The sequence below is a fragment of the Halogranum rubrum genome (assembly GCF_900114455.1).
GTDB lineage: Archaea > Halobacteriota > Halobacteria > Halobacteriales > Haloferacaceae > Halogranum > Halogranum rubrum.
The window spans coordinates 157,623-180,226 of record NZ_FOTC01000001.1; the positions used below are offsets into that span (position 1 = coordinate 157,623).

At 64.4% G+C, this 22,604-nt stretch carries 27 protein-coding genes and 2 tRNA genes; 11 read left to right on the forward strand and 18 right to left on the reverse strand.

The window, feature by feature from the left end; all coding sequences use genetic code 11:
* Positions 1–65: 65 nt before the first annotated feature.
* The 3 genes from BM083_RS00815 to BM083_RS00825 are packed head-to-tail and all read right to left on the reverse strand — an operon-like array spanning position 66 to position 3,314.
* Positions 66–1,043, reverse strand: a complete 978-nt coding sequence (locus tag BM083_RS00815; protein WP_089864513.1) for an ABC transporter ATP-binding protein — start codon at positions 1,041–1,043, stop codon at positions 66–68.
* Positions 1,040–2,158 carry an ABC transporter permease gene (locus BM083_RS00820; RefSeq protein WP_089864516.1) on the reverse strand — a complete coding sequence of 373 codons (1,119 nt, stop codon included), beginning with the start codon at positions 2,156–2,158 and terminating at the stop codon, positions 1,040–1,042. Before BM083_RS00820 ends, BM083_RS00815 begins: the two co-directional genes overlap by 4 nt.
* A gap of 40 nt (positions 2,159–2,198) precedes the next feature.
* Entirely contained in the window at positions 2,199–3,314 is a 1,116-nt protein-coding gene (locus tag BM083_RS00825; protein ID WP_089864519.1) for an extracellular solute-binding protein, read from the reverse strand.
* Positions 3,315–3,377: 63 nt separating this feature from the next.
* On the opposite strand from BM083_RS00825, the gene BM083_RS00830 reads away from it, so the two are divergent.
* Entirely contained in the window at positions 3,378–4,067 is a 690-nt protein-coding gene (locus tag BM083_RS00830; RefSeq protein ID WP_089864522.1) for a TOBE domain-containing protein, read from the forward strand.
* Between the two features lie 10 nt (positions 4,068–4,077).
* On the opposite strand, the gene BM083_RS00835 is transcribed toward BM083_RS00830, so the two are convergent.
* The 3 genes from BM083_RS00835 to BM083_RS00845 form a co-directional block, all read right to left on the reverse strand.
* A complete protein-coding gene (locus BM083_RS00835; protein ID WP_089864524.1) occupies positions 4,078–4,947 on the reverse strand; it encodes a dihydrodipicolinate synthase family protein in 870 nt (289 codons plus the stop codon).
* Positions 4,948–5,178: 231 nt separating this feature from the next.
* Complete coding sequence (locus BM083_RS00840; protein ID WP_089864526.1) at positions 5,179–5,835, reverse strand: potassium channel family protein; 657 nt, start codon at positions 5,833–5,835, stop codon at positions 5,179–5,181.
* Positions 5,836–5,953: 118 nt separating this feature from the next.
* Entirely contained in the window at positions 5,954–6,595 is a 642-nt protein-coding gene (locus tag BM083_RS00845) for a DUF2238 domain-containing protein (RefSeq protein ID WP_245756809.1), read from the reverse strand.
* 150 nt (positions 6,596–6,745) lie between these two features.
* Between BM083_RS00845 and BM083_RS00850 the strand changes: the two genes are divergently transcribed.
* The gene (locus BM083_RS00850; protein WP_177197502.1) at positions 6,746–7,357 is read left to right on the forward strand and encodes a metal-dependent hydrolase; all 612 of its coding nucleotides are present in this window, start codon (positions 6,746–6,748) and stop codon (positions 7,355–7,357) included.
* A 25-nt stretch (positions 7,358–7,382) separates the two neighbouring features.
* Here BM083_RS00850 and BM083_RS00855 read toward each other — a convergent pair whose 3' ends face one another.
* The 4 genes from BM083_RS00855 to BM083_RS00870 form a co-directional block, all read right to left on the reverse strand.
* Complete coding sequence (locus tag BM083_RS00855) at positions 7,383–8,843, reverse strand: sugar porter family MFS transporter (protein ID WP_089864529.1); 1,461 nt, start codon at positions 8,841–8,843, stop codon at positions 7,383–7,385.
* Positions 8,844–8,960: 117 nt separating this feature from the next.
* Positions 8,961–10,313 carry a hypothetical protein gene (locus BM083_RS00860; RefSeq protein WP_089864531.1) on the reverse strand — a complete coding sequence of 451 codons (1,353 nt, stop codon included), beginning with the start codon at positions 10,311–10,313 and terminating at the stop codon, positions 8,961–8,963.
* A gap of 183 nt (positions 10,314–10,496) precedes the next feature.
* A tRNA-Thr gene (locus BM083_RS00865) sits at positions 10,497–10,568 on the reverse strand.
* Between the two features lie 158 nt (positions 10,569–10,726).
* Complete coding sequence (locus BM083_RS00870) at positions 10,727–11,386, reverse strand: DUF7114 family protein (protein WP_089864534.1); 660 nt, start codon at positions 11,384–11,386, stop codon at positions 10,727–10,729.
* Between the two features lie 60 nt (positions 11,387–11,446).
* Between BM083_RS00870 and BM083_RS00875 the strand changes: the two genes are divergently transcribed.
* Positions 11,447–12,139, forward strand: a complete 693-nt coding sequence (locus BM083_RS00875; RefSeq protein WP_089864537.1) for an enoyl-CoA hydratase/isomerase family protein — start codon at positions 11,447–11,449, stop codon at positions 12,137–12,139.
* A 24-nt stretch (positions 12,140–12,163) separates the two neighbouring features.
* Here BM083_RS00875 and BM083_RS00880 read toward each other — a convergent pair whose 3' ends face one another.
* Positions 12,164–12,997, reverse strand: coding sequence for an NAD+ synthase (locus tag BM083_RS00880; RefSeq protein WP_089864540.1), 834 nt, complete (start codon positions 12,995–12,997; stop codon positions 12,164–12,166).
* Positions 12,998–13,115: 118 nt separating this feature from the next.
* On the opposite strand from BM083_RS00880, the gene BM083_RS00885 reads away from it, so the two are divergent.
* The 3 genes from BM083_RS00885 (at position 13,116) to BM083_RS00895 (ending at position 14,215) form a co-directional block, all read left to right on the forward strand.
* Positions 13,116–13,186 (forward strand) — tRNA-Gly (locus tag BM083_RS00885).
* A gap of 409 nt (positions 13,187–13,595) precedes the next feature.
* The gene (locus BM083_RS00890; RefSeq protein WP_009733040.1) at positions 13,596–13,778 is read left to right on the forward strand and encodes a hypothetical protein; all 183 of its coding nucleotides are present in this window, start codon (positions 13,596–13,598) and stop codon (positions 13,776–13,778) included.
* A 56-nt stretch (positions 13,779–13,834) separates the two neighbouring features.
* The gene (locus BM083_RS00895) at positions 13,835–14,215 is read left to right on the forward strand and encodes a secondary thiamine-phosphate synthase enzyme YjbQ (protein ID WP_009733039.1); all 381 of its coding nucleotides are present in this window, start codon (positions 13,835–13,837) and stop codon (positions 14,213–14,215) included.
* Positions 14,216–14,296: 81 nt separating this feature from the next.
* On the opposite strand, the gene BM083_RS00900 is transcribed toward BM083_RS00895, so the two are convergent.
* The 5 genes from BM083_RS00900 to BM083_RS23045 form a co-directional block, all read right to left on the reverse strand.
* Complete coding sequence (locus tag BM083_RS00900; protein WP_089864543.1) at positions 14,297–14,905, reverse strand: hypothetical protein; 609 nt, start codon at positions 14,903–14,905, stop codon at positions 14,297–14,299.
* A 38-nt stretch (positions 14,906–14,943) separates the two neighbouring features.
* Entirely contained in the window at positions 14,944–15,672 is a 729-nt protein-coding gene (locus tag BM083_RS00905) for an Nmad3 family putative nucleotide modification protein (RefSeq protein ID WP_089864547.1), read from the reverse strand.
* A 68-nt stretch (positions 15,673–15,740) separates the two neighbouring features.
* Complete coding sequence (locus tag BM083_RS00910) at positions 15,741–16,052, reverse strand: DUF7577 domain-containing protein (protein ID WP_089864550.1); 312 nt, start codon at positions 16,050–16,052, stop codon at positions 15,741–15,743.
* 147 nt (positions 16,053–16,199) lie between these two features.
* Positions 16,200–17,120, reverse strand: coding sequence for an acyltransferase (locus tag BM083_RS00915; RefSeq protein WP_049894198.1), 921 nt, complete (start codon positions 17,118–17,120; stop codon positions 16,200–16,202).
* A 121-nt stretch (positions 17,121–17,241) separates the two neighbouring features.
* Positions 17,242–17,409, reverse strand: a complete 168-nt coding sequence (locus BM083_RS23045; RefSeq protein ID WP_177197503.1) for a hypothetical protein — start codon at positions 17,407–17,409, stop codon at positions 17,242–17,244.
* A gap of 82 nt (positions 17,410–17,491) precedes the next feature.
* Here BM083_RS23045 and BM083_RS00920 point away from each other — a divergent pair, with 82 nt between their 5' ends.
* Both BM083_RS00920 and BM083_RS00925 read left to right on the forward strand, forming a co-directional pair.
* Positions 17,492–18,550 (forward strand): aldo/keto reductase, encoded by a 1,059-nt coding sequence (locus BM083_RS00920; protein ID WP_089864554.1) that lies wholly within the window; start codon positions 17,492–17,494, stop codon positions 18,548–18,550.
* A gap of 8 nt (positions 18,551–18,558) precedes the next feature.
* The gene (locus BM083_RS00925; RefSeq protein ID WP_089864557.1) at positions 18,559–18,747 is read left to right on the forward strand and encodes a hypothetical protein; all 189 of its coding nucleotides are present in this window, start codon (positions 18,559–18,561) and stop codon (positions 18,745–18,747) included.
* 9 nt (positions 18,748–18,756) lie between these two features.
* Here the strand turns inward: BM083_RS00925 and BM083_RS23050 are convergent, their stop codons facing one another.
* Both BM083_RS23050 and BM083_RS00930 read right to left on the reverse strand, forming a co-directional pair.
* Positions 18,757–18,903, reverse strand: coding sequence for a hypothetical protein (locus tag BM083_RS23050; protein ID WP_009733030.1), 147 nt, complete (start codon positions 18,901–18,903; stop codon positions 18,757–18,759).
* A 61-nt stretch (positions 18,904–18,964) separates the two neighbouring features.
* Complete coding sequence (locus tag BM083_RS00930; protein ID WP_089864558.1) at positions 18,965–20,494, reverse strand: heme-binding protein; 1,530 nt, start codon at positions 20,492–20,494, stop codon at positions 18,965–18,967.
* A gap of 92 nt (positions 20,495–20,586) precedes the next feature.
* Between BM083_RS00930 and BM083_RS00935 the strand changes: the two genes are divergently transcribed.
* The 3 genes from BM083_RS00935 (at position 20,587) to BM083_RS00945 (ending at position 22,509) form a co-directional block, all read left to right on the forward strand.
* Complete coding sequence (locus BM083_RS00935) at positions 20,587–21,438, forward strand: formate/nitrite transporter family protein (RefSeq protein WP_089864561.1); 852 nt, start codon at positions 20,587–20,589, stop codon at positions 21,436–21,438.
* Positions 21,439–21,488: 50 nt separating this feature from the next.
* Positions 21,489–22,019: a PadR family transcriptional regulator gene (locus tag BM083_RS00940; protein WP_089864564.1), complete on the forward strand. Its 531-nt coding sequence runs from the start codon at positions 21,489–21,491 to the stop codon at positions 22,017–22,019.
* A gap of 70 nt (positions 22,020–22,089) precedes the next feature.
* A complete protein-coding gene (locus BM083_RS00945; RefSeq protein WP_089864567.1) occupies positions 22,090–22,509 on the forward strand; it encodes a hypothetical protein in 420 nt (139 codons plus the stop codon).
* Positions 22,510–22,604 lie beyond the last annotated feature (95 nt).

Here is a 22,604-nt window from a genome sequence, read left to right on the forward strand (position 1 = left end):
ATGGCTATCAGTCTTGTCAGCAATCGAAACCGTGTTCGTCGGTAGTTCGAGGAAACCAGATTCAGTTACGTCGTGGTGAAGCGCGTCACGCGTCGTGACGGGAGGCGAACGCCGACAGTATCGCCGACGGCGGGCGGGTCGTCGCTGAACGCGTCGAGCGTCGTCTCACCGACACCGTTACCGACCGAGAGCGACACGCGGAACGTCGCGTCCTCCCGGACGACGCGTTCGACGGCCGCTTCGAAGTCGGCCGTCGCCGGGTCGAGGACGACGTGTTCCGGTCGGATGGCGACCATCTCCGCTTCGCCGTCACCGACCGCAGAGAGCGCACTCTCAGAGAGCACGTTCGCGCCGGTGAACCGGGCGACGAACGGCGAGACTGGGGACTCGAAAACCTCCTCGGGCGTGCCGACTTGGACCAACTGGCCGTCGTGCATCACGGCGATACGGTCGGCGAGTGCTCGCGCGGTGGTCCGGTTGTGCGTGACGTAGAGCGACGTCACGCCGTCGAGCAGGTCGACGAGGTCGGCACGGAGCGTCTGCCGCGTCGGTACGTCGAGCGCCGAGAGCGGTTCGTCGAGCAGGAGTGCCTCGGGGTGGATTGCCAGCGAGCGAGCGAGAGCGACGCGCTGCTGTTCGCCGCCCGAGAGCGTCTTCGGCGTCCGGTCGGCGAGGTCCGAGACGCCGAGTTCCGCGAGCAACTCGTCGGGGTCGGTCGTGTCGTCGTGGTAGCGACTGCCGAAGGCGACGTTCTCGCGGACGGTCAGATGCGGAAAGAGCGCGTAGTCCTGAAAGACGAAGCCGAACCCGCGTTTCTCGGGCGGTGTGCCGGTCAGGTCGCGGCCGCGGTGACTGATGTGTCCCTCGTGGGCGTGGAACCCGGCGACCGTCTCCAAGAGGAGCGTCTTGCCGCTCCCACTGGGACCGAGGACGACGAGTGTCTCGCCCTCTCGGACCGACAGTTCGGCGTCGACAGTGAACGGTTCGGTCCCCTCGGCGGTGAATCGTGCGCGGACGTCGACGTCGAGGCTGTCGGAGGTCACAAGATACCCCCGTCGTCGTAGGCCGCCCACCGCACGAGGAGGAAGATGCCCGCCGAGAGGAGCAAGAGCAGTGTCGCTACCGCCCCGCTCTCGGGGAGACCCTGACTCGTGTAGGTGTTGAAGATGTAGACCGGCGCGTGTTGGGCGCTCGTCTCTTCGAGCGTGAGCGGTGAGACGTAGTTCTGGACCGTGTAGGCGACGACGGCGACGGCCCCGAACTCCGAGACGGCGCGTGCCCACGCCATCACGCCGCCGGTCAGGATGCCGCGTGCGGCGAGAGGGAGCGTGACCCGCACGAACGACGAGAACCGACTCGCGCCGTGGGCGCGGGCGGCGAACTCCAGTCGGGAGTCGACCGTCTCGAACGCCTCGCGGGCGGCGTTGACGGCGAACGGCGCGCTCACGAACGTGAGTGCGATGACCATCCCGACGAGCGTGCCAAGTACACGGATGTCGGAGAACGCCGCACCGCGTCCGAACCCGAACAGGACGATGAGTCCCGCTACGGAGTGCGGAACGACGAGCGGCAGGTCGACGAGGCTCTCGACGAGCGCTTGACCGGGAAAGCCCTCACGGAGGAGGTAGGCGAGGGGGACCCCGCAGACGAGCGCCGCCAGCGCGGCCAACAGCGGGGCGTAGACGGAGAGCACGAGCATCTGGTGGACCTCGGGGTTCGTCGCCTTCTCGGCGACGAGTGCGGGGTCCTGTCGGACGAAGAAGAGCGCCAGCGGGACACCGAGTGCGACGAGGAGGACCGTGCTGAGTGTCGCCGCGGCGACACCGGTCCACTCGCTGCCTTCGCTACCGAGACCGACGGCGAGTGTGAGGAGTACGGGTGCGAGCACCAACATCCAGAGACTGCCGACCGTAGACAGGACGCCCCAGAGGACGAGCGTCCCGACGGTGGCAGCGGCGACACCCCGCCATCCACCGCCGGACGCGGCGACCAACGCGGCGGCGCTACCGAGCGCGAACACCGCATAGAGCGTCGGTTGGTCGACGGCGACGGCGGTGGCGAAAGCGACGGCTTGGACGGTTACGACGGCGAGGACGACGGCACCGCGGCCGAACGTCTCGCCGACGAAGCGTGAGGTGCCGTCGGTTATCGTACTCATTCGAGTGGGTGGGTAGTGACCACGAGTCAAACCGGTTTCGTTACAGTTCCAGTGGACCGAGCGACGACTTCGCCTCGGCGACGTCCATCACGCGGTCCGGCACGGCGTCTTCGCCACTCTTCGGGACGACGATGGGCGAAACTGGCTGGAGACCTTTGTCTTTCAGAGTCTGTTGGCCGGCGTCGGAAGCCATGTACTCGACCCACTTCGCGCCGAGTTCGGGCGTCTCGGTGACGCTCGGGACGGTCATCCCGTAGGCGATCGGTGCGCCCGTGAACGACCCGCTGTCCGTCTCGACTTTCGCCTTCGCGTAGTGCTTCGCGTACTTTGCCGTCGCCTTCGAGAGGTCGACTTCGGGTTGGAGTTTCACCCACGGCAGTTCCGAGGTGCTGCTGATAGACTGGTAGTAGAAGACGTAGTCGAGTTTGCCCGACTTCAGTTGGCCTTCGAGGTTCGTCTCTGTCCCTGTCGGCACCGTCGAGTTGTCGCGGAGTTTCTGGTAGGTCGCGTCGTCGTACAGTTTCTCGCCGTCGAACGCCGTCTTGCCGAGTTGCATCGTCATCACCGAGCGGTAGCCGCCAGGGTCGACGGCCGGGTCGCTGTGGCCGATGACGACGTCGTCACGCGAGAGCACCTCCCACCAGTTGTCGGTGCTGATCTCGTCGGCACCGGGCGAGTCCTCGCGGTACTGGATGGACATCGCGTTCGTCGTGAAGATGGTGTACCAGTCGCCGTAGTCGGGGAGGACGCGGTCACGGATGAGACGGAAGTCCGAGACGCCGAGGACGCCTGCGGTACGCCCCTGTTCGGTAATCTTCTGCGTCGAGGCGACTGAACCCTTCGCCTCTCGGTTGACCGTCGTGTCGTACTTCTTCTCGAACTTCGGTTCGGCCGCCGAGAACGGGGGCGCGAGACTCCCGGCGTGGAAGATGGTCAGAGACCCCTCGTCGTTCGTGGTTCCCGTCTCGGTGTTCTCGCTCGTCGCCGACGAGTCACCCTCCGTCACCGAAGCGGTGTCGTCCGGTGACGACCCGCCGTCGCCCGAACCACCGTCGGTCGAACCACCCGTACAGCCTGCGAGTCCGGTCACTGCCGCAGCACCGCCGAGGTGAAGGAGTCGACGACGTGACAGCGCTCCGGTTCGTTGTTCCGACATAGATACAACGACTTGTTAGGCCGATGTGATAACCGTTTTGATGGTCTCGCTCTCCTCTCTCCTATGGACGCTGGCGTGGAGGCTCGACTGCGTGCTGGAGACGTGACGTTCGGCGTCGACGACGCCGCCCTCCTGCGGGCTATCGCCGAGAGTGGGTCGGTCAGCGCCGCGGCGAGCGAACTCGGTCGGTCACGCTCACGTGCGCTGACGCGCCTCGAAACACTGGAGTCGGCGTTCGGGTCCCTCGTCGAGCGCCGACGCGGTGGCTCGGACGGTGGTGGGAGTCGGTTGACCGACACGGCTCACGACCTGCTCGCACGGTTCGACCGACTGTGTGCGGCCGTCTCGGGCACCGCACAGGCCTCAGAGACAGTCGTCGAAGGGACGGTGACGGAGCGGACGGGCGAACTCGCACTCGTCGAGACGGCGGCCGGGACGGTCCGTGCACTCGTCGACGAGAACGCCGCCGTCGACTCGGCGGTGCAGGTGAGCATCCGCGCCGACGCGGTGACGCTGCACGCCCCCGACGACGCGCCCGCTGGCGGGGCGACGAGCGCTCGCAACCGGTTTCGGGGGACCGTCACCGGACTCGACGTGGGGACGGCCGTCGCGAGCGTCACACTCGACGTGGGCACGGCGTCACCACTCGTCGCGTTGGTCACCGTCGAGAGCGTCGAACGCCTCGCACTCGCCGTCGGCGACGAGGTAGTCGCCTCGTTCAAGGCGACGGCGACGCGGGCGACGACGGTCTGAAACTACACCACTACCGCTCTTCTAGTTCGGCGACGAGCGACTCGAGTTCGTCGCGTGCTTCCTCGCTCACTGGCTGATGCGGACGCCGAGCGTAGCCTGCCGGTGCACCGCGAGCGCGCATCGCCGCCTTCAACCCCGGGATGCCGAACCGACTCGTGACGGCGCGGTTCAGTTCGAGGAGGGCCGCGTTCTGGTCCCGTGCACCCTGCTCGTCGCCGTCGCGGTGTCGCCGATACATCTCTTTCGACGCCTCGGGAGCGACGTTCGCGAGCGCCAGAACCCCGCCGGACCCTCCCGCGTCGAGCGTGGGTGCGAGGACGCCGGCGGTACCCACGAGTAAGTCGAACGCTTCGTCACTGGCGAGAGTTCGGGTGCGGACGAACGCCTCGACGTTTCCACTCGAATCTTTCATGCCGTGGACGTTCTCGTGCGCCGACAGTCGTCCGGCGACGGCCGGGTCCAGTGTGACGTGGGTGAACGGCGGGACACTGTAGAGATAGACGGGAATCGGCGACTCGTCGGCCACCGTCTCGTAGTACGCTTCGAGCGTGGCGTCGTCGTGCGGGAAGTAGAACGGCGTGACGACGAGTGCGGCGTCGGCACCGGACTCGGCGGCCCGTTCGGTCTGCTGGAGCGTCTCTCGGAGACCGGGATGGCCCGTCCCTGCGAGTACCGGGACAGAGGCCTCCTCGACGACGACGTCGACGACGTGGGCGCGTTCGTCGACGGTCATCAGTTCGGCCTCGCTTGTCGACCCGCAGGGGACGAGAAAGTCCACACCGCGGTCTTCGACCCAGTGGACGAGTTCGCGTAGGGCGTCGTCGTCGACGTCGCCGGTCTCCGTGAACGGGGTAACGAGTGGCACACCGATTCCGTGCATGGGCGTACCACTCACGCCGATGAAAAGTAGCTTCCGTCTGTCGGTCGGGTGTCTGACGCGGATTTAAGGTGAATCCAGAAGACGGCTCAGGTGGGCGCGCATTGACGACCGCAAGTTCCCATCCTCTCACCCGCGCGCCCGGCACACCCCCACACCGTTCGACACTGACCGACGCAGCGCCGACCGTTCCCCCGGAGGTTGGAGACTGCGTCGGCTCCTCTCTCAGACTGACTACTCGCCGAGAAGCGTCGCTCGGACGTCCTCGATGGAGTCACGCTCGACGATAATCGCGACTTGGTCGCCCGCTTCGACTTTCGTCCCAGGGAGTGGAATCGTCATCGGCTCTCGGCCTCGGCCGTGTGCGTAGATACGAGCGGTCTGCGGGAGGTCGATGTCGTTGACGCGTTGGCCGACGACGGGCGAGTCGTCGGGAATCGTCACCGTCGACAGTTGGAGGCGCTCAGTGAGTTCACCGATGGCGTTGAAGTTGCCGCCGAGGAGTGCCGTCTTCGCACCCGCCGCGCCGAGTCGTTCGGGGTAGATAATCTCGTCGACGTCTTCGGCGTACTGCTCGTAAATCTCCTTCCGGTAGTCCTCGTCGATACGGAGCACCGACCGACAGCCGTGCTCTTTGCCGATCATGCAGGCCGCGAAGTTGATGTTCGGGTCGCCGGTGAGTCCACCGACGGCGTCGGCGCTGTCGAGGTCTGCCTTCTGGAGCACCGACTCGTTACTGCCGTCGCCTTCGACGACGTCGAAGCCGGCCTTCCTCGCCCGTTCGACCTTGTCGCGGTTGTTCTCGACGAGAACGACCTCGTGGCCCTCTTCGGAGAGAATACGAGCAGTGCGTGCACCCACGCGTCCGTAGCCAACGATAACGAATCGCATGGCCCTTCATACGTCACCCGACACAAAAAGATAGGTCCCGCTTCGTCTCCGGACCGTCACCCGAAGTCGACGGTCGGAAGACTCGCCGAACTGTACCCACTCCGTCGCTTTCGTGGCCTCACCGAACCTCGTCGGACGTCTGTCCGGCGAGACGCGTCGTGAGCGTCTCGACGGCCGACCGGAGCGTCGTCGTCCCGAACAGAGCGACGAGCACTGCACCGACCGTATCGAAGATGAGGTCGACGACGGTGTCTTCGAGGCTGTACTGGATGAGGACGGCGTCGACGCCGAGCGAGTCACTCAGGCCGTGGACGCCGAACTCCAGCACCTCCCAGAAGACACCGAACGCGAGCGTAAAGAGGAGGACGTAGACGAACATGAACCGGGGCGGAAAGTAGACCGCGTCGCTGTGTTCGTCGAACGCTCGGGCCGTCGCGTAACCGACGCCGGCGACGATGGTCGCCGAGAGCGTGTGAGTGAGATGGTCCCACCACGGAATCGACCCGTACAGGCCGAGCATCCCGGCGGTGTGCAAGAGAACGGCCGTCGTGAGCCAGAGCGTGAGTCCCGTGTCGAGTCGGAGGCCCCAGTCGCGTTCGAGGACGGCAGGGAGGAACGTCACCGCCAGCGACAACACGGCGTTGATCACGACGGCGACGTTCCGGGTCCACACACCGACGAGCAGGAAGCCGACGATGGCGACCTGCATCCCCCGGGTCGCTCGTTGCTGTGTCCGCGCAGAGAGGCGAAGGAGGGCCATACCGGCCAATGGTACCGAGACGGCTAAACAGTGTCCGTCAGCGGCCCACGGCTGCCACGCTGTCGACAACTGTCGGTGATGTGTGCCTCTCTGTGTGTGTCAATTCCTCACACGACAGTGCTATGTGGCCCGCTGGCCTAGCCGGCGTCGATGATGGCCACTACGCACGCCCTCGCAGGGGTCGTGCTCGGCACACTCGTGTTTCTCGTCGCACCCGACGTGGGAACGGTCCCCGTCCTCGCGGCGGCACTCGGGGGCTTGTTCCCGGACTTCGACCTCTATGCAGGCCACCGAAAGACGCTTCACTTTCCCGTGTACTTCTCGCTGGCGGCGGTTCCGGCGGCGCTCGTCGCACTCGCCGCACCGGGCGTCGCGACGCTGTCGGTGGCGCTGTTCCTCCTCGCGGCGGCGACACACTCCGTGATGGACGCTTTCGGCGGCGGCCTCGAACTGAAACCGTGGGAGGCCACCTCCGAGCGTGCCGTCTACGACCACTTCCGCGGGCAGTGGATACCACCACGGCGGTGGATTCGCTACGACGGCGCACCCGAAGACCTGCTGCTCGCCGTCGCGTTCGCGGTTCCGCCGCTCCTCGTGTTCGAGGGAACGGTCGAACTCGCCGTCGGCGTCGCCCTCGCAATCTCGGCGGCGTACGCGCTCCTCCGAAAGCCGATGGTCGCCGCCGCCGAGCAACTCGTCGCCGCACTCCCGACGACGGTGCTCAGCTACGTTCCCGAACGGTTCGTCGAGGACTTCCAGTAACGTCCGGTTCTACTGACTCGGCTTCTCAGTCGTCGTCCGTCGACGACCTGCTCCCGAACGCTTCCTGTCCACTTCCACCGAGTGCGCTCTCCCGGAGGGCGGATTCGATATCCTCCAGCGAGCGACCTTTCGTCTCGGGGACGAGCGAGTAGGTAAACGCCAGCGCCGCGATGCTCAATCCAGCGTAGAGCCAGAACGTCCCCGGTTTTCCCGCGACGTCGACGAGTTGGAGGAACGTCAGCGCGACGAGCAGATTCGCCGCCCAGTTGACGACGGTGACGACGCCCATCGCCGTCCCTCGAACCTTCAGCGGGTAGATTTCGGAGATGAGCAGCCAGAACACCGGCCCGAGACCGATAGCGAAGAACGCTACGTAGAGCATCAGGCAGACCAGCGCGACCCATCCGACCACGCCCGAGAGTCCCGGCAGTAGGAACGCCGCACCGAGACCCACGAGCGTGAGCGTCATCCCGGTCAGCCCCGTCAGGAGGAGCGGTCGGCGACCCGCGCGGTCCATCAAGAGCACCGCGACGACAGTCATGACGACGTTGACGACGCCGATACCGACCGTCGCGAGGATGGACGCCGAGTTGCCGAACCCGGTCGACTCCAAGATAGTCGGTGCGTAGTAGATGACGGTGTTGATACCGGTGACCTGCTGGAAGGCGGCGAGTCCGATACCGACGACGAGCGCCGGTCGGAGCCACGACTGCGTGAGGTCCGAGAGGTCCGTGTCGGCCTGTTTGCGTGCCGTCTCTTCGATATCCGATATCTCCTCGCTGATCTGGTCTTCGCTCCGCGTCCGGGCGAGAACGTCCCGCGCCTTCGACTCGCGGCCCTTCTCGACGAGCCACCGCGGGCTCTCGGGCATCCACAGCATCGCGACGCCGAGTATCAGCGCGGGTACCATCCCGGCACCGAGCATCCAGCGCCATCCGGCCGCGCCGACGACGTCCTGTGCGAGCGCCAGAATGGGACCGTCGGCGAACGCGAAGTTGACGAAGTACGAGACGAGAATCCCGACGGTCACGGCGAGTTGATTGAGCGAGACGAGCGACCCGCGAATCTCCGGCGGCGATATCTCGGAGATGTACAGCGGGCCGACCATCGACGCGAAGCCGATGGCGATGCCGTCGACGATTCGCCCGACGATGAGTATCTCGACGGTCGGTGCGACTGCCATGGTGAACGACCCGACGAAGAAGACGGCCGCACCGACGAGGATGAGTCGCCGTCGCCCGATACGGTCGGCCAGGCGGCCACCGACTGCCGCACCGACGACTGCTCCCACCAGTGCTCCGCTGACGACCACGCTCTCGACGAACGAGGACATCACGAACGCGTCTTGGATGTACAGAAACGCCCCGGAGATGACCCCTGTGTCGAATCCGAACAGGAGTCCGTTCAGCGCCGCGAGCGCGGCGGCCACGTAGATGAACGTGTTACTCGCTCCGGTCGCTGACTGTCGGCTGTGTTCGCTTGACATGAAATATCGTACGTACGTCTGTTTTAGACGAATGTGTACAAATCCGTCGGCCAAAGTGGAATAAATATCCATTATCATCTCTTGACATCTTCACGCACAACGCGTACACCTCCCGCGCTACGCTCCGTCGTCTCGTGGTACTGGCGCGTCGACGACTGTCTCGTCCAGATTTCCGTACGTCCACTCGAACCGGACGCGGTAGGGCTGACCGCTCGTCACGACCGTGTAGTCGACGGCGAGATCCGTGACGAACCCCGTCTCGTCGACGAGTGCGACGACGGTGTACTCCATCATCTGTGCCGAGAACGTGCCGTTCGGCGGTCCTCGTCCCACGACACGATAGTGCGTCTCTCCGTCGATATCTAGACGGCCGACGACTGCCGTCTCCGGCGTCGAGAGGAACTGCTCGACACCAGTCTCTGCGAGGACGAACGGGTTCGGCCCGAAGACGCTCGCCTCCGACTCGGTGACCTGCCGCCACGAGGCGTTCGCCTCGTCGTCACCCTCGACGAACCAGTCGGCTCCTTCGTGGTAGACCGACCCGACGCGAGTACGGTTGTCGCCGACTTCGGTCTCCGTGACGAGGAGATATCGTCCGCCGTCGACGGCGACGTCGATGTCGCGTTGGAGTCGCGGCCCATCCGGGTCTCCCTCTTGCGGTTCGTACACGTCGAGCCACAGCGTGTACGACCGGTTCTCGACCGCTTGCTCGTGTGCCCTCGCCAGTGCAGAGAGGTCGTCGATACCGTCGGCCGAGAGGCCCGGAACATCCGAGACACCGGAGACGTTCGCAGTCGTGGCGTTCGGTGCGGTTCGACTGTCGACTATCGTCCCTGCGACGGAATCCGATGGGTCCGCTGTGTCGGTCGCTATCGGTGTTTCGTCTCCTCCACTTGCTGCTCCGAACCCCCTCTCGTCGCCGACACCGATTCCCTCGACGTCGTTCTCCGTGAGCCATCCTGACGGAATTCCCAGTCCCGCCGCCACGAGGAGGCCGAGTGCGACGAGGCTGACGACGAACGTTCTCGATTCCGGGGGGTCGACGGCGGCCAGACAGCGACGGGCGCGAACCGAGACAGGAGGATGGAGTGCTTCGGGGGTCGCACCCAGATACCGCTCACAGAGGGCGACAGCAATCGGCCTGTCGATACCGTACCAGAGCAACTCCCGGAGTGCCGTCGCATCGAGGAGGCGTGCATCCTGTCTCTGTGCGACTGCTCGTGTCGTCTCACCTGCGGCAGGAGAGACGACAACGTCGACGGCGCGGTCCGGCGGCGTCGCTCGCCGAAAGCAACGCTTGCCGACGACCCAACAGACGGTGGTCGAGCCATCGCGGGAGGCGACGACGAAGTGGCCTTCCACGTCGGTCTCGAACCCTCTGGCGGCCCACACGTCGGCGACGAACGAGACGAGCGACTCCGTGTCGAGTCGAGCGAGGTGGTGTTCGAACGTCGTGGTGTCGAGGGTCATGGGTCGTCAGCACCCGAGTTCGGGTGTGGTGTGTTACCACTACGCGAGGAATCAGTATAGTTCAGTCGGGGGGTGAGAGTGTCGACGTTCGGCTCACAGGTGTAGTCTTACGACCGGTTTGGTGTCGGTCGAAGCCGACGCTGACGAGTCTCGGTCGTCGGCGAATTCGAAGAGAACGGAAGAAGCCTAGGCCGGGATTTGAACCCGGGCTCTCGTCCTTACCAAGGACGCGCTTTACCGCTAAGCTACCCAGGCACGTCGGGCGTTATTCCCGCGTACCGCCTTCTGCATCCAACGATACTGCAGTACGGTATATATATGTGGTGAAATGCGCCGCGGATGGCGTGAGGTGGCGTACCACAACCCGGCCGCTGGAGGCGACTTTCGTGCACTGTCGACTACCGCGAGAAGTGTTACTGGTCTGTCGCCGACGACGGCACTCGGTCGTCACCGGAGAGCGTGGCAATCTGTTCGGCCGTCGTCTCGGGGAGCGCAACTGCTGCTGGCGGGAGGTCACCCTCGTACTCGCGGGCGAGACTCGCGACGTACTCCAGCAGGGCAGTCGGTGCGTCGGTGCCGACGGCAGTCGTCCCGGCGACGACGGCGAGTTCGAACACGTCGGCTTCGAGATTCCGGTCGAGCGTCTCGCTGTCTCCACCGCCCGTCTCCCGCCGCGTCTGGTCGCGACCGAACGCCCGAACCGTCTCGACGGCGCGGGCCGCCGCTTCGGTTCGAGCGAGGAGGTAGAAGCCGCGAGAGACGAGTACGTCGGCGGCGAGGATGTCGAGGTCGGCGTCGATATCGTTGCCAGCGTCGTCGACCCACGGTTCGTCGTGTGCCAGCGTTCGCGTCAATCGCAAGCCTTCGTAGATGAGCTGCACTCCGGCGGCCCGCTCGGCGATTCCGTCGAGGTCGACCCCCGACTCCAGTGCTCGCGCGCTCGTGAACGTGAGGACACCGGGAGACATGGAGGCGTCGACGAGTCGGTCGTCGAGTGTCTCGTGTAACTGTGGGGGTTCGATGTCGGCGAGTGCCTCACGCGCGGCATCGCGGGCCCGCACGGCGTCTTCCATTAATCCGCTCTAGCGACGGCAAGGGCAAAGACCTTTGGAAAGTGGGCGACAGGTCGCTCCATGATTCGCACCACGGACGCGGGGTTACTCCGGGTCGTCACCATCGACCGCCCGGCCCGCCGCAACGCGCTCCGACCCGCCGACCTCGACGCGCTCGAAGCCGCCGTCACCGACGCCGACGCATCCGTCGTCTATCTTCACGGCGCGGGCGACGCCTTCTGTGCGGGTGCTGACCTCGACGTCGTCGCCAGACTCGACGACCCTGCGGCGTTCGCTCGGCACGGCCAACGCGTCGCCGAAGCCATCGAGGCGTCTTCGAGCGTCGTCGTCGCCGGAGTCGACGGGGCGGCCCGCGGCGGTGGCGTGGAACTCGCGCTCGCCTGTGACCTCCGTGTGGCGACGCCCGACGCGACGTTCGCGGAACCGGGCGTCAAGTTCGGGCTGTTCGGCGCGTGGGGCGGGACCGTCCGCCTCTCGCGAGTCCTCCGCGACGGCGACGCGATGGACTTCGCACTCTCGGGTCGCGTCGTCGACGCCGAGGAAGCGAAACGAATCGGCCTCGTCTCTCGCGTCGTCACCGACCCGAAGACGGTCGCCGAGGACGTCGCCGCCAACAAACCGGACGCCCTCGCCGTCGTCAAAGCACGGATGCGCGACGACCGTCCCCGAGAAGAGCAAGAGGCCGCAGAGGCGGCGGCGTTCGACCGACTGGTGAGCGCCTACGCTTCCGACATCGCCGCCGACAGAGAGTAAGGAGCGCGCTCCGACCGGCCTGTTCTACAGTCGCAGTGAGTCGGGTGCAGGCGGCATGTGTCGTTTGTGTTCGCTCGCTTCGACGAGTCCGACGACACGGGCGACCTGTTCTTCGGTCACGTCGAGGGTTCGCATCGTCGCCGACGTCGACAGCGGGCCGTCGACGTGCAGTGCGAGGATGGCGTCGAGCGTGTCGTACGTCAGGCCCATCTCCTCCTCGTCGGTCTGGCCCATCCACATCTCGGCGGAGGGCGTCTTCATCACGAGGTCCTCGGGGACGCCGACGTGGCTGGCGAGTTGGCGCACCTGCTGTTTGTAGAGGTTGCCAATGGGGTTGCAGTCGACCGCTTGGTCGCCGTACTTCGTGAAGTAGCCCGTCATCGCTTCACTGCGGTTGCCGGTGCCGAGGACGATGCGGTTCTCGTGGTTGGCGACGAAGTAGTTCAGGATGCCACGCGCTCGAACGCGGACGTTGCCGGCGGCCATCTGGTCGTCTGCGCCCTCGGGGTAGGCCTCGAAGAACGAGTCGACGATGGGGTTGATTTCGACGACGTCGTACTCAATTCCGAGGTCCTGTGCGACGCGCTCGGCGTCGCTCATGTTGCCCTCGGTGTTGACCTCGCTGGGCATCACGAGTCCGTGGAGGCCGTCCTCGCCCAGCGCTTCGACGGCTAAGTAGGCGGTGAGCGTGCTGTCGATGCCGCCGGAGAGACCGAGGACAGCGCCGTCGGCACCGGCGTCCTCGACGGTGTCACGGATGAACGCCGTCAGATGGTCACGCGTCGCGTCGAGTTCGGCTTCGGAGAGTCGCAGGTCCAGGGGAGCCACGTCGGAAAGAACGGAGGTGTCGTTGCTCATCGCCCAGTCGTAGGGAGGGAGGGAACTAATAGCCACCCTTTGTGTCGGGTTCGGTGGACGTACGTGCAGTAGTGGGAAACGCCACGTTGAAGTGGGGTCGGATAGTAGACAGGTGTGCGCGCCGTTGGTCCAGTGGTAGGACAGAGCCTTCCCAAGGCTCTAGCCCGGGTTCAATTCCCGGACGGCGCATGACTGTCTCGAACGCCAGTGAGAGACGTCATCGGAACTGCGGGAATTGAAGCAGAGAGCGAACATCGTGAGCGACCGTGGTTCAATTCCCGGACGGCGCATTTTTCGAGCGAAGCGAGGAAAATCACCGGAGGAAAGTTGAATCCTGTGAGTCGCAGCCCGCAAGCGTAGCGAGCAGGAACGTCTCACTCCGGTTCGATTCCCGGACGGCGCACTCCTCGGTCGTGCGCCGCCGACGTTCACCTCGCTACTCTCGGTGAACTCCCGGACGGCGCATGACTGTCTCGAACGCCAGTGAGAAGCGTCATTCGAGGATGACAGGACGCTCGTTCTCTGTTCGAAGAGTACTCAATGCGGCGAGGGGTGAGCGAACTTATATCGCCCTATACTCCGATATACACTCAGGACAATGCTCAGTGGTGAACTCCTGAGGGAGAGTGAGGGTGAACCGACCGACGAACTATCGACCTGCCCGCTGTGTGGTCTGTCGCACGGGGCGCGTACGGACCTCCGTGTCCACCTCATGACGACCCACAGCAAGAGCGAGCTCACTATCGAACTGCTCCAGGCGTACGAAGAGTCCCGCGCCTAATCTCCGCTTTCTCTATCCGGGACTACCTTTTTGCGAATTCGTCTGCTTTCGGTCGTATGAACGTCACCGTCGAGACGGACGACCGCCTCTGTGTCGTCGACGTCACCGACCGCGTCGCCGACGTTGTTCCGGCCGATGCGGACGGCCTCTGTACCGTCTTCGTTCGACACACCACCGCCGGTATCTGTCTTCAAGAGAACGAGCGCCGACTCGTCGGCGACATCGAACGGTTCCTCTCGGAAACGGTTGCCGACGAGGGGTGGGACCACGACGAACTCGACGGCAACGCCGACGCACACCTCCGAGCGATGCTCGTCGGCAACAGCGTCACCGTCCCCGTCTCCGACGGCGAACTCGACTGCGGAACGTGGCAGTCGCTGCTCTTCGTCGAGTGCGACGGCCCGCGAACACGACAGGTGTCGGTCCGTGTGGTCTGACCCGACAGACGGTCGTCTGTCGTCGTTTCGACCTCACGAACCCACGAACTCACAGACTCCCGAATACGCGAACTCGCGACCTCACTGCACCGTGTATCCGTCTTCGTCGAGCGCCTGACGGACGGTCTCGTCGAGTTGTCGCTGGAGTTCGGAGTCGAGACGCTCGATACTCGCGTCCTGGTCCAGTAGTTCGATACGGGTGGTTTCGCCGGGTTCGACGAATCGGTAGCGTCGGCCGTACTTCTCGCCGTTGTTCCCGAAGACGACGACGTTGACCGACGGCTCTCGGGTGGGTTTGTCTGCGTCGGTCGCCGCCTCGTAGCTCTCCCAACTGCCCACCGGATGAACGGTGAGCGTCGCGAACTCCGAGAGGTTAGTCGCGTACTGACGAGTGACGAGTCTCTGTTCGAGGTCGCGGCGGTCCCACTCGGTCCGTTCGCCGTTCTTCTGGTTCACACCGACGACTGTCTCGGGTGTAATCTCGACGACTTCCCACTCCGTGATGTGGGCAGATTCGACGTCGCGGTCGGCGTCTTTGATGTGGTCGCCGACTCGGACGCCGAAGTAGACCGGTCGCCCTGGTCGCCACTCGACGTATATCTCGTCGGGGATAGTGCGTACTCGCGTCTCTCGACCCTGAATCGTTCGATACTCGACGTTAGTGCGCCGGTCTTCGGGCGTTGCGGACATCGGTCGATAATGGTTCTCTGAGAGAATAACCCCCTCTGTCAGCAAACCGAAGAGGTCGGCCACCCGTCGACGATGTCGCGGAGTTCTCGTGTCGCGTCGGCGTCGTACCACAGTCGGCGTCGCCACCACGGCCCCTTCCCCGAGTCGTTCGACAACTCCGTGACGAGTCGATTCGCCGTCGCGCCCGCTTCCGAACTCGACAGCGGGACGGCGTACTCGAAGAGTCGCGAGGTGTCCTCGCCTTCGACCAACACCTTCGCGTCGACGGGGTCGCGTTTGACGTGGGCGTTGTTCGAGAAGGCCGCTCGGTCGTCGGCCGAGAGTGCCGCATAGTCGTCACCGGTCACGGCACGTGCGACGCGGAACTCTCCGACGAGATACGCTCCCCAGTCGGGCGCAATCCAGTCGGCGGCGGTGTCGGCGTTGCCGTGAAACGTCAGTGTCGCGTAGAACAGCAGCGAGTCACCCGGTTCGAGTTTCGACAACGGTCCGGCTTTGACGCCGTGGTCGTCGCCGTAACTGTAGTGCTCGCAGGTCGGATACTCGGTAAACTCCGGGTCGAGGTGGACTGGCGTGTCGCGTACGTCGTCGGGCACGTCGAATCCGAGTTCGAGGTCCCCGTAAGTGGGTACGGCTTCTCGAGTCGACTTCTCCTCCGGGATGGGGACGTACTCGAACCGGCCGTCCGGATACACCGGCCCACGAAATCCGGGCATGTTCGTGTTCGCACCGACGTTGATAGCGATGCTTCGAGGCTGGCGAGACATACGAGCGGCTACGCCGAGTGGACTGAAAACGTCGTGCTTCTGCGTTTCTCGTTCTGTGGACTGTCGCGTCAGGCTAGTCGCCCGGTACAGTTCCAGCAGAACGTGAACGCTCGGTCGGGTTCGTTCTCCTCGCCACAGTGGGGACACTGGCGGTCGCTCGTCGACATGGGTCCGGTGTTGACCCAGAGGCCGGCAGCGGCGTCCGTCCGAAGACGTTCGTGTCGTCGGCCGTCGTCGATAGCCTCACCGTCGCTGTTCGGTCGGGCGTGCGGTGCCGTCCGCTCGAACGGTTCCTCACGGGTCCACAGGTACCGGTAGACGAGCACCTGGAAGACCACGAGAGCCACCGCATAGAGGAATATCCAGGCCAGCCAATCCATACCATGTTCTATGTTGTCAAGGAACTTCGTTGCTTCGATTGTTTCACTTATACGTGTCGGCCGATTTCGTCGTCACGAGAGACAACAGTTCGTTGCAGAACACCGTCGCTCACGTTCGTCTCTGCGAGGTAGTTGAGTCGCTGCGAGTTACGGCCGCTTGTGGGGATGGATGGGACCGTCGATGTCACGCTGGAACTCGTCGAAGACGTCGAGGTCCTCGGGGAGGTCGTACGGTATCTCTCGTTCGTCTTGGTGGCTCTCCAGTCGGCCGTCGCCGATGTCTTCGGCTTCGTCTTCGTAGCCGGGTTTGATCTTCACACTCTTGGCTGGCGCACCGACGACGATGTGATGGGCGGGAACGTCGCCTTGGACGTTCGAGCGCGCGCCGACGATGGCGTTCTCACCGACGTGCGTCCCGGCGCGAATCATCGCGTCGTAGGTGATGCGGACGTCGTCCTCGATGACGGTGTGGAAGTTTCTGACCTCCGTCTGGTCGACGACGTCGTGGTCGTGGCTGTAGATGTGGGCGTCGTCGGAGATAGAGACACGACTTCCAATCGTCAGTTTCCCCCGGTCGTCGAGGTGGACGTCGTCGTGGATGATGGTGTTGTCGCCGACGGTGATGTTGTGCCCGTAGGAGAAGGAGACGCCCTTGAAGATGCGGAGGTTCTCGCCCGCCTCCTCGAAGAGGTGGTTGGCGAGCATCTGTCGGAACCGGAGCGCGAACTCGACGTTGTCTGCCATCGGCGTCGCGTCGAACTGCCGCCAGAGCCACTGGAGATGTTTCGAGCGTCGATAGCGCTCTTCGTCTTTCTCGGCGTAGTACTCCGACTCCAGCGTCGAGTTGCAGGGGTCGTACCCCTGCAGACGGACGCGTTCTGCCGGTGTGACCTCTTCGCCTTCCTGCCAGCGTTCGTAGGCGTCACGGTCGCCGAACAGGTCGACGAGCGTGTCCTGTACTACCTCACAGGTGCTCTCGTCGGACGACAGTCGCTCGTCGACTTCTTCGAGAAACGCCTGGAGGCCGGACTCAGCCTCCACCGGCAGGGAGACGTGTCGCTTGGTCATGCAACCTCGTTCGGCGGGAGCATTCAAATGGATTCGGGTGTGTGAAAACGACGTCAATCCCCGTGCTGGCATGTGATTCTCCCACACAATTTCTGGCACGAATCGCTCCGTCACCCGACGACTATCTCCCTCGCTGGACGATTCGATACAGGACGAACACGACCGTACCGAGCGCGAAGAGCGTCGCGAACGTCTCGACGACGCCGCCGACGAAGAGTCCGAGGCCGACGACTGCGACTAGTACCGTGAGGACGTCGAGTTGCGACTGGAGGGGGTCGTCGCGGGTCATCGACAGAGAACACCCCGCCAGCGGGCAAGGGCTTTCCGGTCGAACCGGTTCCGATAAGTGCGCCGACTCCTATCACGCACGTATGAACTATCGCACGCTCGGCGACTCCGGCGTCGAAGTGAGTGAAGTCGGCTTCGGTGCGTGGGTCGTCGGCACCGACTGGTGGGGCGACAGAAGCGACGAGGAGACCATCGAGATGGTCCAACTCGCGCTCGACCAGGGCATCACCTACTTCGATACGGGTGACGTCTACGGCCACGGCGAGTCGGAGAAACTGCTCGCGCGCGCACTTGACGAGTACCGCGACGAGATTACGCTCGGGACGAAAGTCGGCTACGACTTCTACAACCACCCGCAAGCCGGGCACGGCGAACTGCCGAAGAACTTGGAACCCGACTGGATTCGGACCTGCGTCGAGCGCAGTCTCGACCGCCTCGACACCGACCACGTCGAGTATCTCCAACTCCACAACGCGAACGTCGACGAAGTCACGCCCGACGTGATGGAGACGCTCGAAGAACTGAAAGAAGAGGGTCTCGTCGACGCTCTCGGCTGGGCAATGGGCCCCTCCATCGGCTGGCTGGCCGAACACGAACGCGCCGTCGACCTCGACTTCGACGGCATCCAGACCGTCTTCAACGTCTTCGAGCAGACACCGGGCCGACACGCACTGGACCACATCGAGGCGACCGGCGCAGACACCTCCGTCGTCGCCCGCGTCCCGCACTCTTCGGGCCTCCTGAACGAGCACGTCCGTCCGGACACCGAACTCGAAGCGGGCGACCACCGCGGGTTCCGCCCCGACGCGTGGTACGAGACTGGCTGGGAGAAACTGGAGACGCTACGCTTCCTCGAACGCGACGGAGAACGAACGATGGGGCAGGCCGCCATCCAGTGGCTCCTGAGCCACGACGCCGTCGCGTCCGTCACGCCGACGTTCTACACCGCCGAGGACATCCGTGAGTGGGCCGCCGCCTCCGAGACGCCGCCGCTGTCGGACGAGGAAGTCGAACGCGTCGAGGAACTCTACCAGACGAACTTCGGCATCGACCGCGACGACGGGATGGACAGTCTCCGTTCCTCGATGGACGGCGACGACATCCGCGCCGCCAACATCGACAAACAGGTCGCTGACGACTGAGTCGAGCCATGAAGCGCTCATTCCGACGACTCGGCGGACTGTTCGCCGTCGTCACGCTCGTCGTCCACTCCGTGCTCGCCGCCGCCCTCGTCGCTCACGCCCGTCTCACCGGTCGTGACGACGGTCGGAAGTGGGCCGTCGCGACGCTCTTCGGGGGACTGCTCGGCGTCGTCGGCTACGTTCGCGCCGGCGACTGAGCTAACCTGCTACTTCTCGTCTTTGTCCGGAACACCGCGTTTCCCGCGCTCGTATCGGTCACGAGCAAGCGCAGGAAGGGTCTTGAGTACGTAGAGGAGGAATCCGAGTAACCCCAGTATGGCGAGGGCTTGATAGACCGTTTCGAGGGCGACCATGGCGCTGGCTACGCGCGAGGTGTGCTTAACAGTTCAGCAAAAAAGCAACTCCGTGCCGGCTTCAGGCCAAGAAGACGTGTCGCGGTCGGTCGGCGAGCACGTCGCGTCCCCACGAGACCGTATCACGGAAGGCCTCAGAGCGGAAGAAGCCCATCGCGTCGTCCTTCGAGCGCCACTGGCTGGCGATGAACATGTCGTTTTCGTCCTCCTGATTCACCATCAGGTCGGTGTCGTGGTGGCCCTCCATGTCGTCCAGCAGACCCCCGACGACGCCGAACTTCTCGACGAAGTCCTCGCGGTGTTCGGGTTTGACGGTGTAGAACATCCCCATCGTGCCGAACCCGGACTCCTCGCCCGCGCGTTCGACGATTCCCGGTAACTCCGAGAGGAATCCTGCCGCTGTGTCGGCGGCGCTCGCCGTCTCCCAGATGCTGACGACGGCCGAGCGGTCGCGTTCGTTCGCGCCGTATACGGCCGTCTTGACGTGCGTGCCGTAGTGGTCGAAGTTCTTGCGCAGACCGTCGACTTCCTCGAACAACTCGTCGGCGTCGGCCTCCGAGTAGAGCACCGTCGCGTACACGTCCTCGCCGTGCGGCTTGCCCGCGTAGATGTTCAGGTCCGACAACTCGCCGCGGATGTCCTCTTCGTCGTCTTCGTCGCCGTCCTCTCCGCCGTGGGGGTGGCCCGCCTCGTCGCCGTGGTCGTGGTGACCCCCGCTCTCGCCGTGGTGGCCTCCTTCGTCGCTACCGTGACCGTGATGGCCGCCCTCTCCGTGGCCGTGTGCGTGTGCATGCGCACCCTCGTGTTCGCTCGTCGGCACCGACTCGCCGTCGAGGTACGCGCCGAGGTCCGACGGCGGGAAGCGTCGCCCGACGTAGAAGTCGCCGAACTCACCGTAGCGCGAAGAGGCCTCGTCGAAGCGCATCTCGTAGACGATGTCCTTGATGTGTGCGGGGTCGTCCGAGAACAGCGTCACGCCCCACTCGTGGTCGTCGAAGCCGACGGAGGAGGCGATGACCTGTTTGATCTTTCCGGCGTACTCTTTTCCGACCTCGCCGTGACCGGACATCAACTCGGCGCGCTCCTCGAAGGAGAGGTCGTACCAGTTGTCCTGTTCGCCACGACGTTTGCTCATCGGGTAGAACGAGACGTACTCGTCGTCCGGAATGTCGGGTTTGAGTTTCCCCTCAATGTAGCGGCGGAGGCCGGTGTCGATGTCGTCTTTGTTCCCTTCGAACCAGTCGTCGGAGACGTAGCCCGAGACTTCGGTGACGGAGACGTAGGAGGTCGGTTGCTCCGTGACCGCGGCGAGCGCCGTCTGTTCGAAGCGGCGCTCTGCGGTCGACAGTGCGTCCAGCGTCGGGCGGAAGTGCACGACGAGCAGGTCGGCTTTGTGTCCGAGCACCGAGAAGACCGCGGAGGCACCCTCGTCGGCATCGGCGACGGCCTCGTGGTCTTCGAGGTAGGTCACACCTTCGTCGACGGCCAACTGTCGTTCACGCTCGGGCGCGTCGCGCCAGGCGTCCCAGTCGATGCTGCGGAAGTCGTGCAGCACGTACCACCCTTCGTCCGTCTGGGGTGCATTCGGCATGTGCGGCCCTTAGGACCCTCCGGTAAAGGGGTTTGCGTGTTCTCTCTTTCGGCCCCAGCGGTTTTTTCACAGGATGGTGAACCTTCCGTCTGATGACCAGCGACGACCCACAGGGCGCGAGTCTCTCGTACGAAAAGATACTCGAGCGCGAACTCGAGAACGCCCTCCGAGAGATAAACCGACCCTCCAAGGGGGTCTTCCTCTCGGGGGTCGCCGCTGGCCTCAACGTGAGTTTCGGCGCGCTGTTCATGGCGATGGCGCTCACCTTCTCGCCGAGTTTTCCCTCGCCACTCGTGAAACAGGTCACGCTCGCCCTCCTGTCGTCGGTCGGGTTTCTGTTCGTCGTCCTCGGCCAGACCGAACTGTTCACCGCCCACACGACGATGGCCGTTCTGCCGGTGCTCGACGGGCGAACTAGTGTCCGCAAAGTCGGTCGACTGTGGGGGAACGTCTACGTCTCGAACCTCCTTGGTTGTGCCGCCTTCGCCGCATTCATCGCCGTCCTCGGTCCCGCGTTCGGCATCGTCACCCCGGCCGCCGCCGAGTCGCTCGCGACTGCCCTCGTCGACCACCCGTGGTGGGTCGTCCTCTTGAGCGGCGTCGTCGCCGGGTGGCTCATGGGGCTGATGACGTGGCTCGTCGCCGCGACGCGGGATACGGTCTCTCGAGTGCTCATCATCGTCATCGTCGCCGCGGCTATCGGGTTCGCCCCGTTCCACCACGCACTCCTCGGTACGACGGAGGTGCTCACCGGACTCTTACTCGGACAGACCGTCTCCGTCGCCGACTACGGCCACTTCCTCCTGTGGACGACGCTCGGCAACGTACTCGGCGGGAGCGTTCTCGTCGCCCTCGTCAACTACGGCCACGTCGCACTCGCCGGCGACGTCGTCGACGTCGACTTCGAGGCGTCTACGGAGACAGAGAGAGACGAGAAGGCCTGAGACGGCCACAACCGAAACCCTTTCACGACCACCACAGGAACGGACGGGCAATGCGGAAAAGTGGACCGCCGAAAGGACTCATCTCGTACCTCGTGTTCGAACTCTTGGAGGAACGACCACGGTACGGCTACGAGATTCTCAAAGAGATTCACGACCTGAGCGGTGGTCACTGGGAACCGTCCTACGGCTCCGTCTACCCCATCCTCTACAAGTTCGAGGAGAAAGGCTGGGCCGAACGCGTCGAACGAGAGGACGAACCCGACCGGAAGTACTTCGCTCTCACCGACGCCGGTCGTGACGAACTGGAGGCCAAACGCGGCGAGTGTGGGACCAAAGCCCACGAGTTCGCCGACGTCATCCTCGGGTTCTACCACGTCTACGTCACGTTCTCGACCGACGAGCGGTTCGACGTCGACTGTCCGGACGGCGACTGGTCGTTCGACGAACAGTTCAGCTCGTGGATAATCGAGCAGATGATTCGCCACCACGAACGCGACTTCGGTCGGTTCGAACGAATCGACGACACACCCGAGGAGTTCTACGAACGCTGCGGCCTCGACCCGGCCGACCTGGAGGAGTGACACTGTCACACCGATACCTGTCTCATTAGGTAGTCGACCTATGCCGATAGGTTACTTCTACTCTTTCAACATGTCCCCCACTGCTCCAGAGTCCATCTCCGTCGGACCGTCGATTCAGGACCATCCCACCGAAAGCGTCGTCGCTATCGGGACGAACCAGACCAACGCCGACCTACTTGAGGCGACCGCTCACTCGGCCGGGTGTCTGTTCGACTCGGTGACGTCCAGCGAGGGAATCGACGAGGTGCTCGCCGACCCGCACGCCGTCTCGCTCGCCGTCGTCGACGTTCGGTCCGTCACGAGTCGCGTCCAGCGACTCTGCCGCCGCCTCCACGAACAGGATATCTCGGTACTGTTGTTGACGACGCATCTCTCCCCGACGTTCGAGTCGGAACTTCGACACACGCCGGGTCTCACCGTCCACAAGAAACCGACAGAACGGGCGGAACTCGAGCAAGTCGTTCGTTCGCTCACGCTCGCACACCGGTAACGCGAACACCCGCGAACCCCGTCAAACACACAGTGGGGCCCCCGGCAGTATCCGCGTTCTCAGCCGTCTGACGTCTAGTCAGTCGGATAACTATT

Excerpts from the sequence above, each read along its gene's own strand:
- BM083_RS00820 (WP_089864516.1), bottom strand. The coding sequence starts at position 2,158 with ATGAGTACGATAACCGACGGCACCTCACGCTTCGTCGGCGAGACGTTC.
- BM083_RS00825 (WP_089864519.1), bottom strand. The coding sequence starts at position 3,314 with ATGTCGGAACAACGAACCGGAGCGCTGTCACGTCGTCGACTCCTTCAC.
- BM083_RS00830 (WP_089864522.1), top strand. The coding sequence starts at position 3,378 with ATGGACGCTGGCGTGGAGGCTCGACTGCGTGCTGGAGACGTGACGTTC.
- BM083_RS00835 (WP_089864524.1), bottom strand. The coding sequence starts at position 4,947 with ATGCACGGAATCGGTGTGCCACTCGTTACCCCGTTCACGGAGACCGGC.
- BM083_RS00840 (WP_089864526.1), bottom strand. The coding sequence starts at position 5,835 with ATGCGATTCGTTATCGTTGGCTACGGACGCGTGGGTGCACGCACTGCT.
- BM083_RS00845 (WP_245756809.1), bottom strand. The coding sequence starts at position 6,595 with ATGGCCCTCCTTCGCCTCTCTGCGCGGACACAGCAACGAGCGACCCGG.
- BM083_RS00850 (WP_177197502.1), top strand. The coding sequence starts at position 6,746 with ATGATGGCCACTACGCACGCCCTCGCAGGGGTCGTGCTCGGCACACTC.
- BM083_RS00855 (WP_089864529.1), bottom strand. The coding sequence starts at position 8,843 with ATGTCAAGCGAACACAGCCGACAGTCAGCGACCGGAGCGAGTAACACG.
- BM083_RS00860 (WP_089864531.1), bottom strand. The coding sequence starts at position 10,313 with ATGACCCTCGACACCACGACGTTCGAACACCACCTCGCTCGACTCGAC.
- BM083_RS00870 (WP_089864534.1), bottom strand. The coding sequence starts at position 11,386 with ATGGAAGACGCCGTGCGGGCCCGCGATGCCGCGCGTGAGGCACTCGCC.
- BM083_RS00875 (WP_089864537.1), top strand. The coding sequence starts at position 11,447 with ATGATTCGCACCACGGACGCGGGGTTACTCCGGGTCGTCACCATCGAC.
- BM083_RS00880 (WP_089864540.1), bottom strand. The coding sequence starts at position 12,997 with ATGAGCAACGACACCTCCGTTCTTTCCGACGTGGCTCCCCTGGACCTG.
- BM083_RS00890 (WP_009733040.1), top strand. The coding sequence starts at position 13,596 with ATGCTCAGTGGTGAACTCCTGAGGGAGAGTGAGGGTGAACCGACCGAC.
- BM083_RS00895 (WP_009733039.1), top strand. The coding sequence starts at position 13,835 with ATGAACGTCACCGTCGAGACGGACGACCGCCTCTGTGTCGTCGACGTC.
- BM083_RS00900 (WP_089864543.1), bottom strand. The coding sequence starts at position 14,905 with ATGTCCGCAACGCCCGAAGACCGGCGCACTAACGTCGAGTATCGAACG.
- BM083_RS00905 (WP_089864547.1), bottom strand. The coding sequence starts at position 15,672 with ATGTCTCGCCAGCCTCGAAGCATCGCTATCAACGTCGGTGCGAACACG.
- BM083_RS00910 (WP_089864550.1), bottom strand. The coding sequence starts at position 16,052 with ATGGATTGGCTGGCCTGGATATTCCTCTATGCGGTGGCTCTCGTGGTC.
- BM083_RS00915 (WP_049894198.1), bottom strand. The coding sequence starts at position 17,120 with ATGACCAAGCGACACGTCTCCCTGCCGGTGGAGGCTGAGTCCGGCCTC.
- BM083_RS23045 (WP_177197503.1), bottom strand. The coding sequence starts at position 17,409 with ATGACCCGCGACGACCCCCTCCAGTCGCAACTCGACGTCCTCACGGTA.
- BM083_RS00920 (WP_089864554.1), top strand. The coding sequence starts at position 17,492 with ATGAACTATCGCACGCTCGGCGACTCCGGCGTCGAAGTGAGTGAAGTC.
- BM083_RS00925 (WP_089864557.1), top strand. The coding sequence starts at position 18,559 with ATGAAGCGCTCATTCCGACGACTCGGCGGACTGTTCGCCGTCGTCACG.
- BM083_RS23050 (WP_009733030.1), bottom strand. The coding sequence starts at position 18,903 with ATGGTCGCCCTCGAAACGGTCTATCAAGCCCTCGCCATACTGGGGTTA.
- BM083_RS00930 (WP_089864558.1), bottom strand. The coding sequence starts at position 20,494 with ATGCCGAATGCACCCCAGACGGACGAAGGGTGGTACGTGCTGCACGAC.
- BM083_RS00935 (WP_089864561.1), top strand. The coding sequence starts at position 20,587 with ATGACCAGCGACGACCCACAGGGCGCGAGTCTCTCGTACGAAAAGATA.
- BM083_RS00940 (WP_089864564.1), top strand. The coding sequence starts at position 21,489 with ATGCGGAAAAGTGGACCGCCGAAAGGACTCATCTCGTACCTCGTGTTC.
- BM083_RS00945 (WP_089864567.1), top strand. The coding sequence starts at position 22,090 with ATGTCCCCCACTGCTCCAGAGTCCATCTCCGTCGGACCGTCGATTCAG.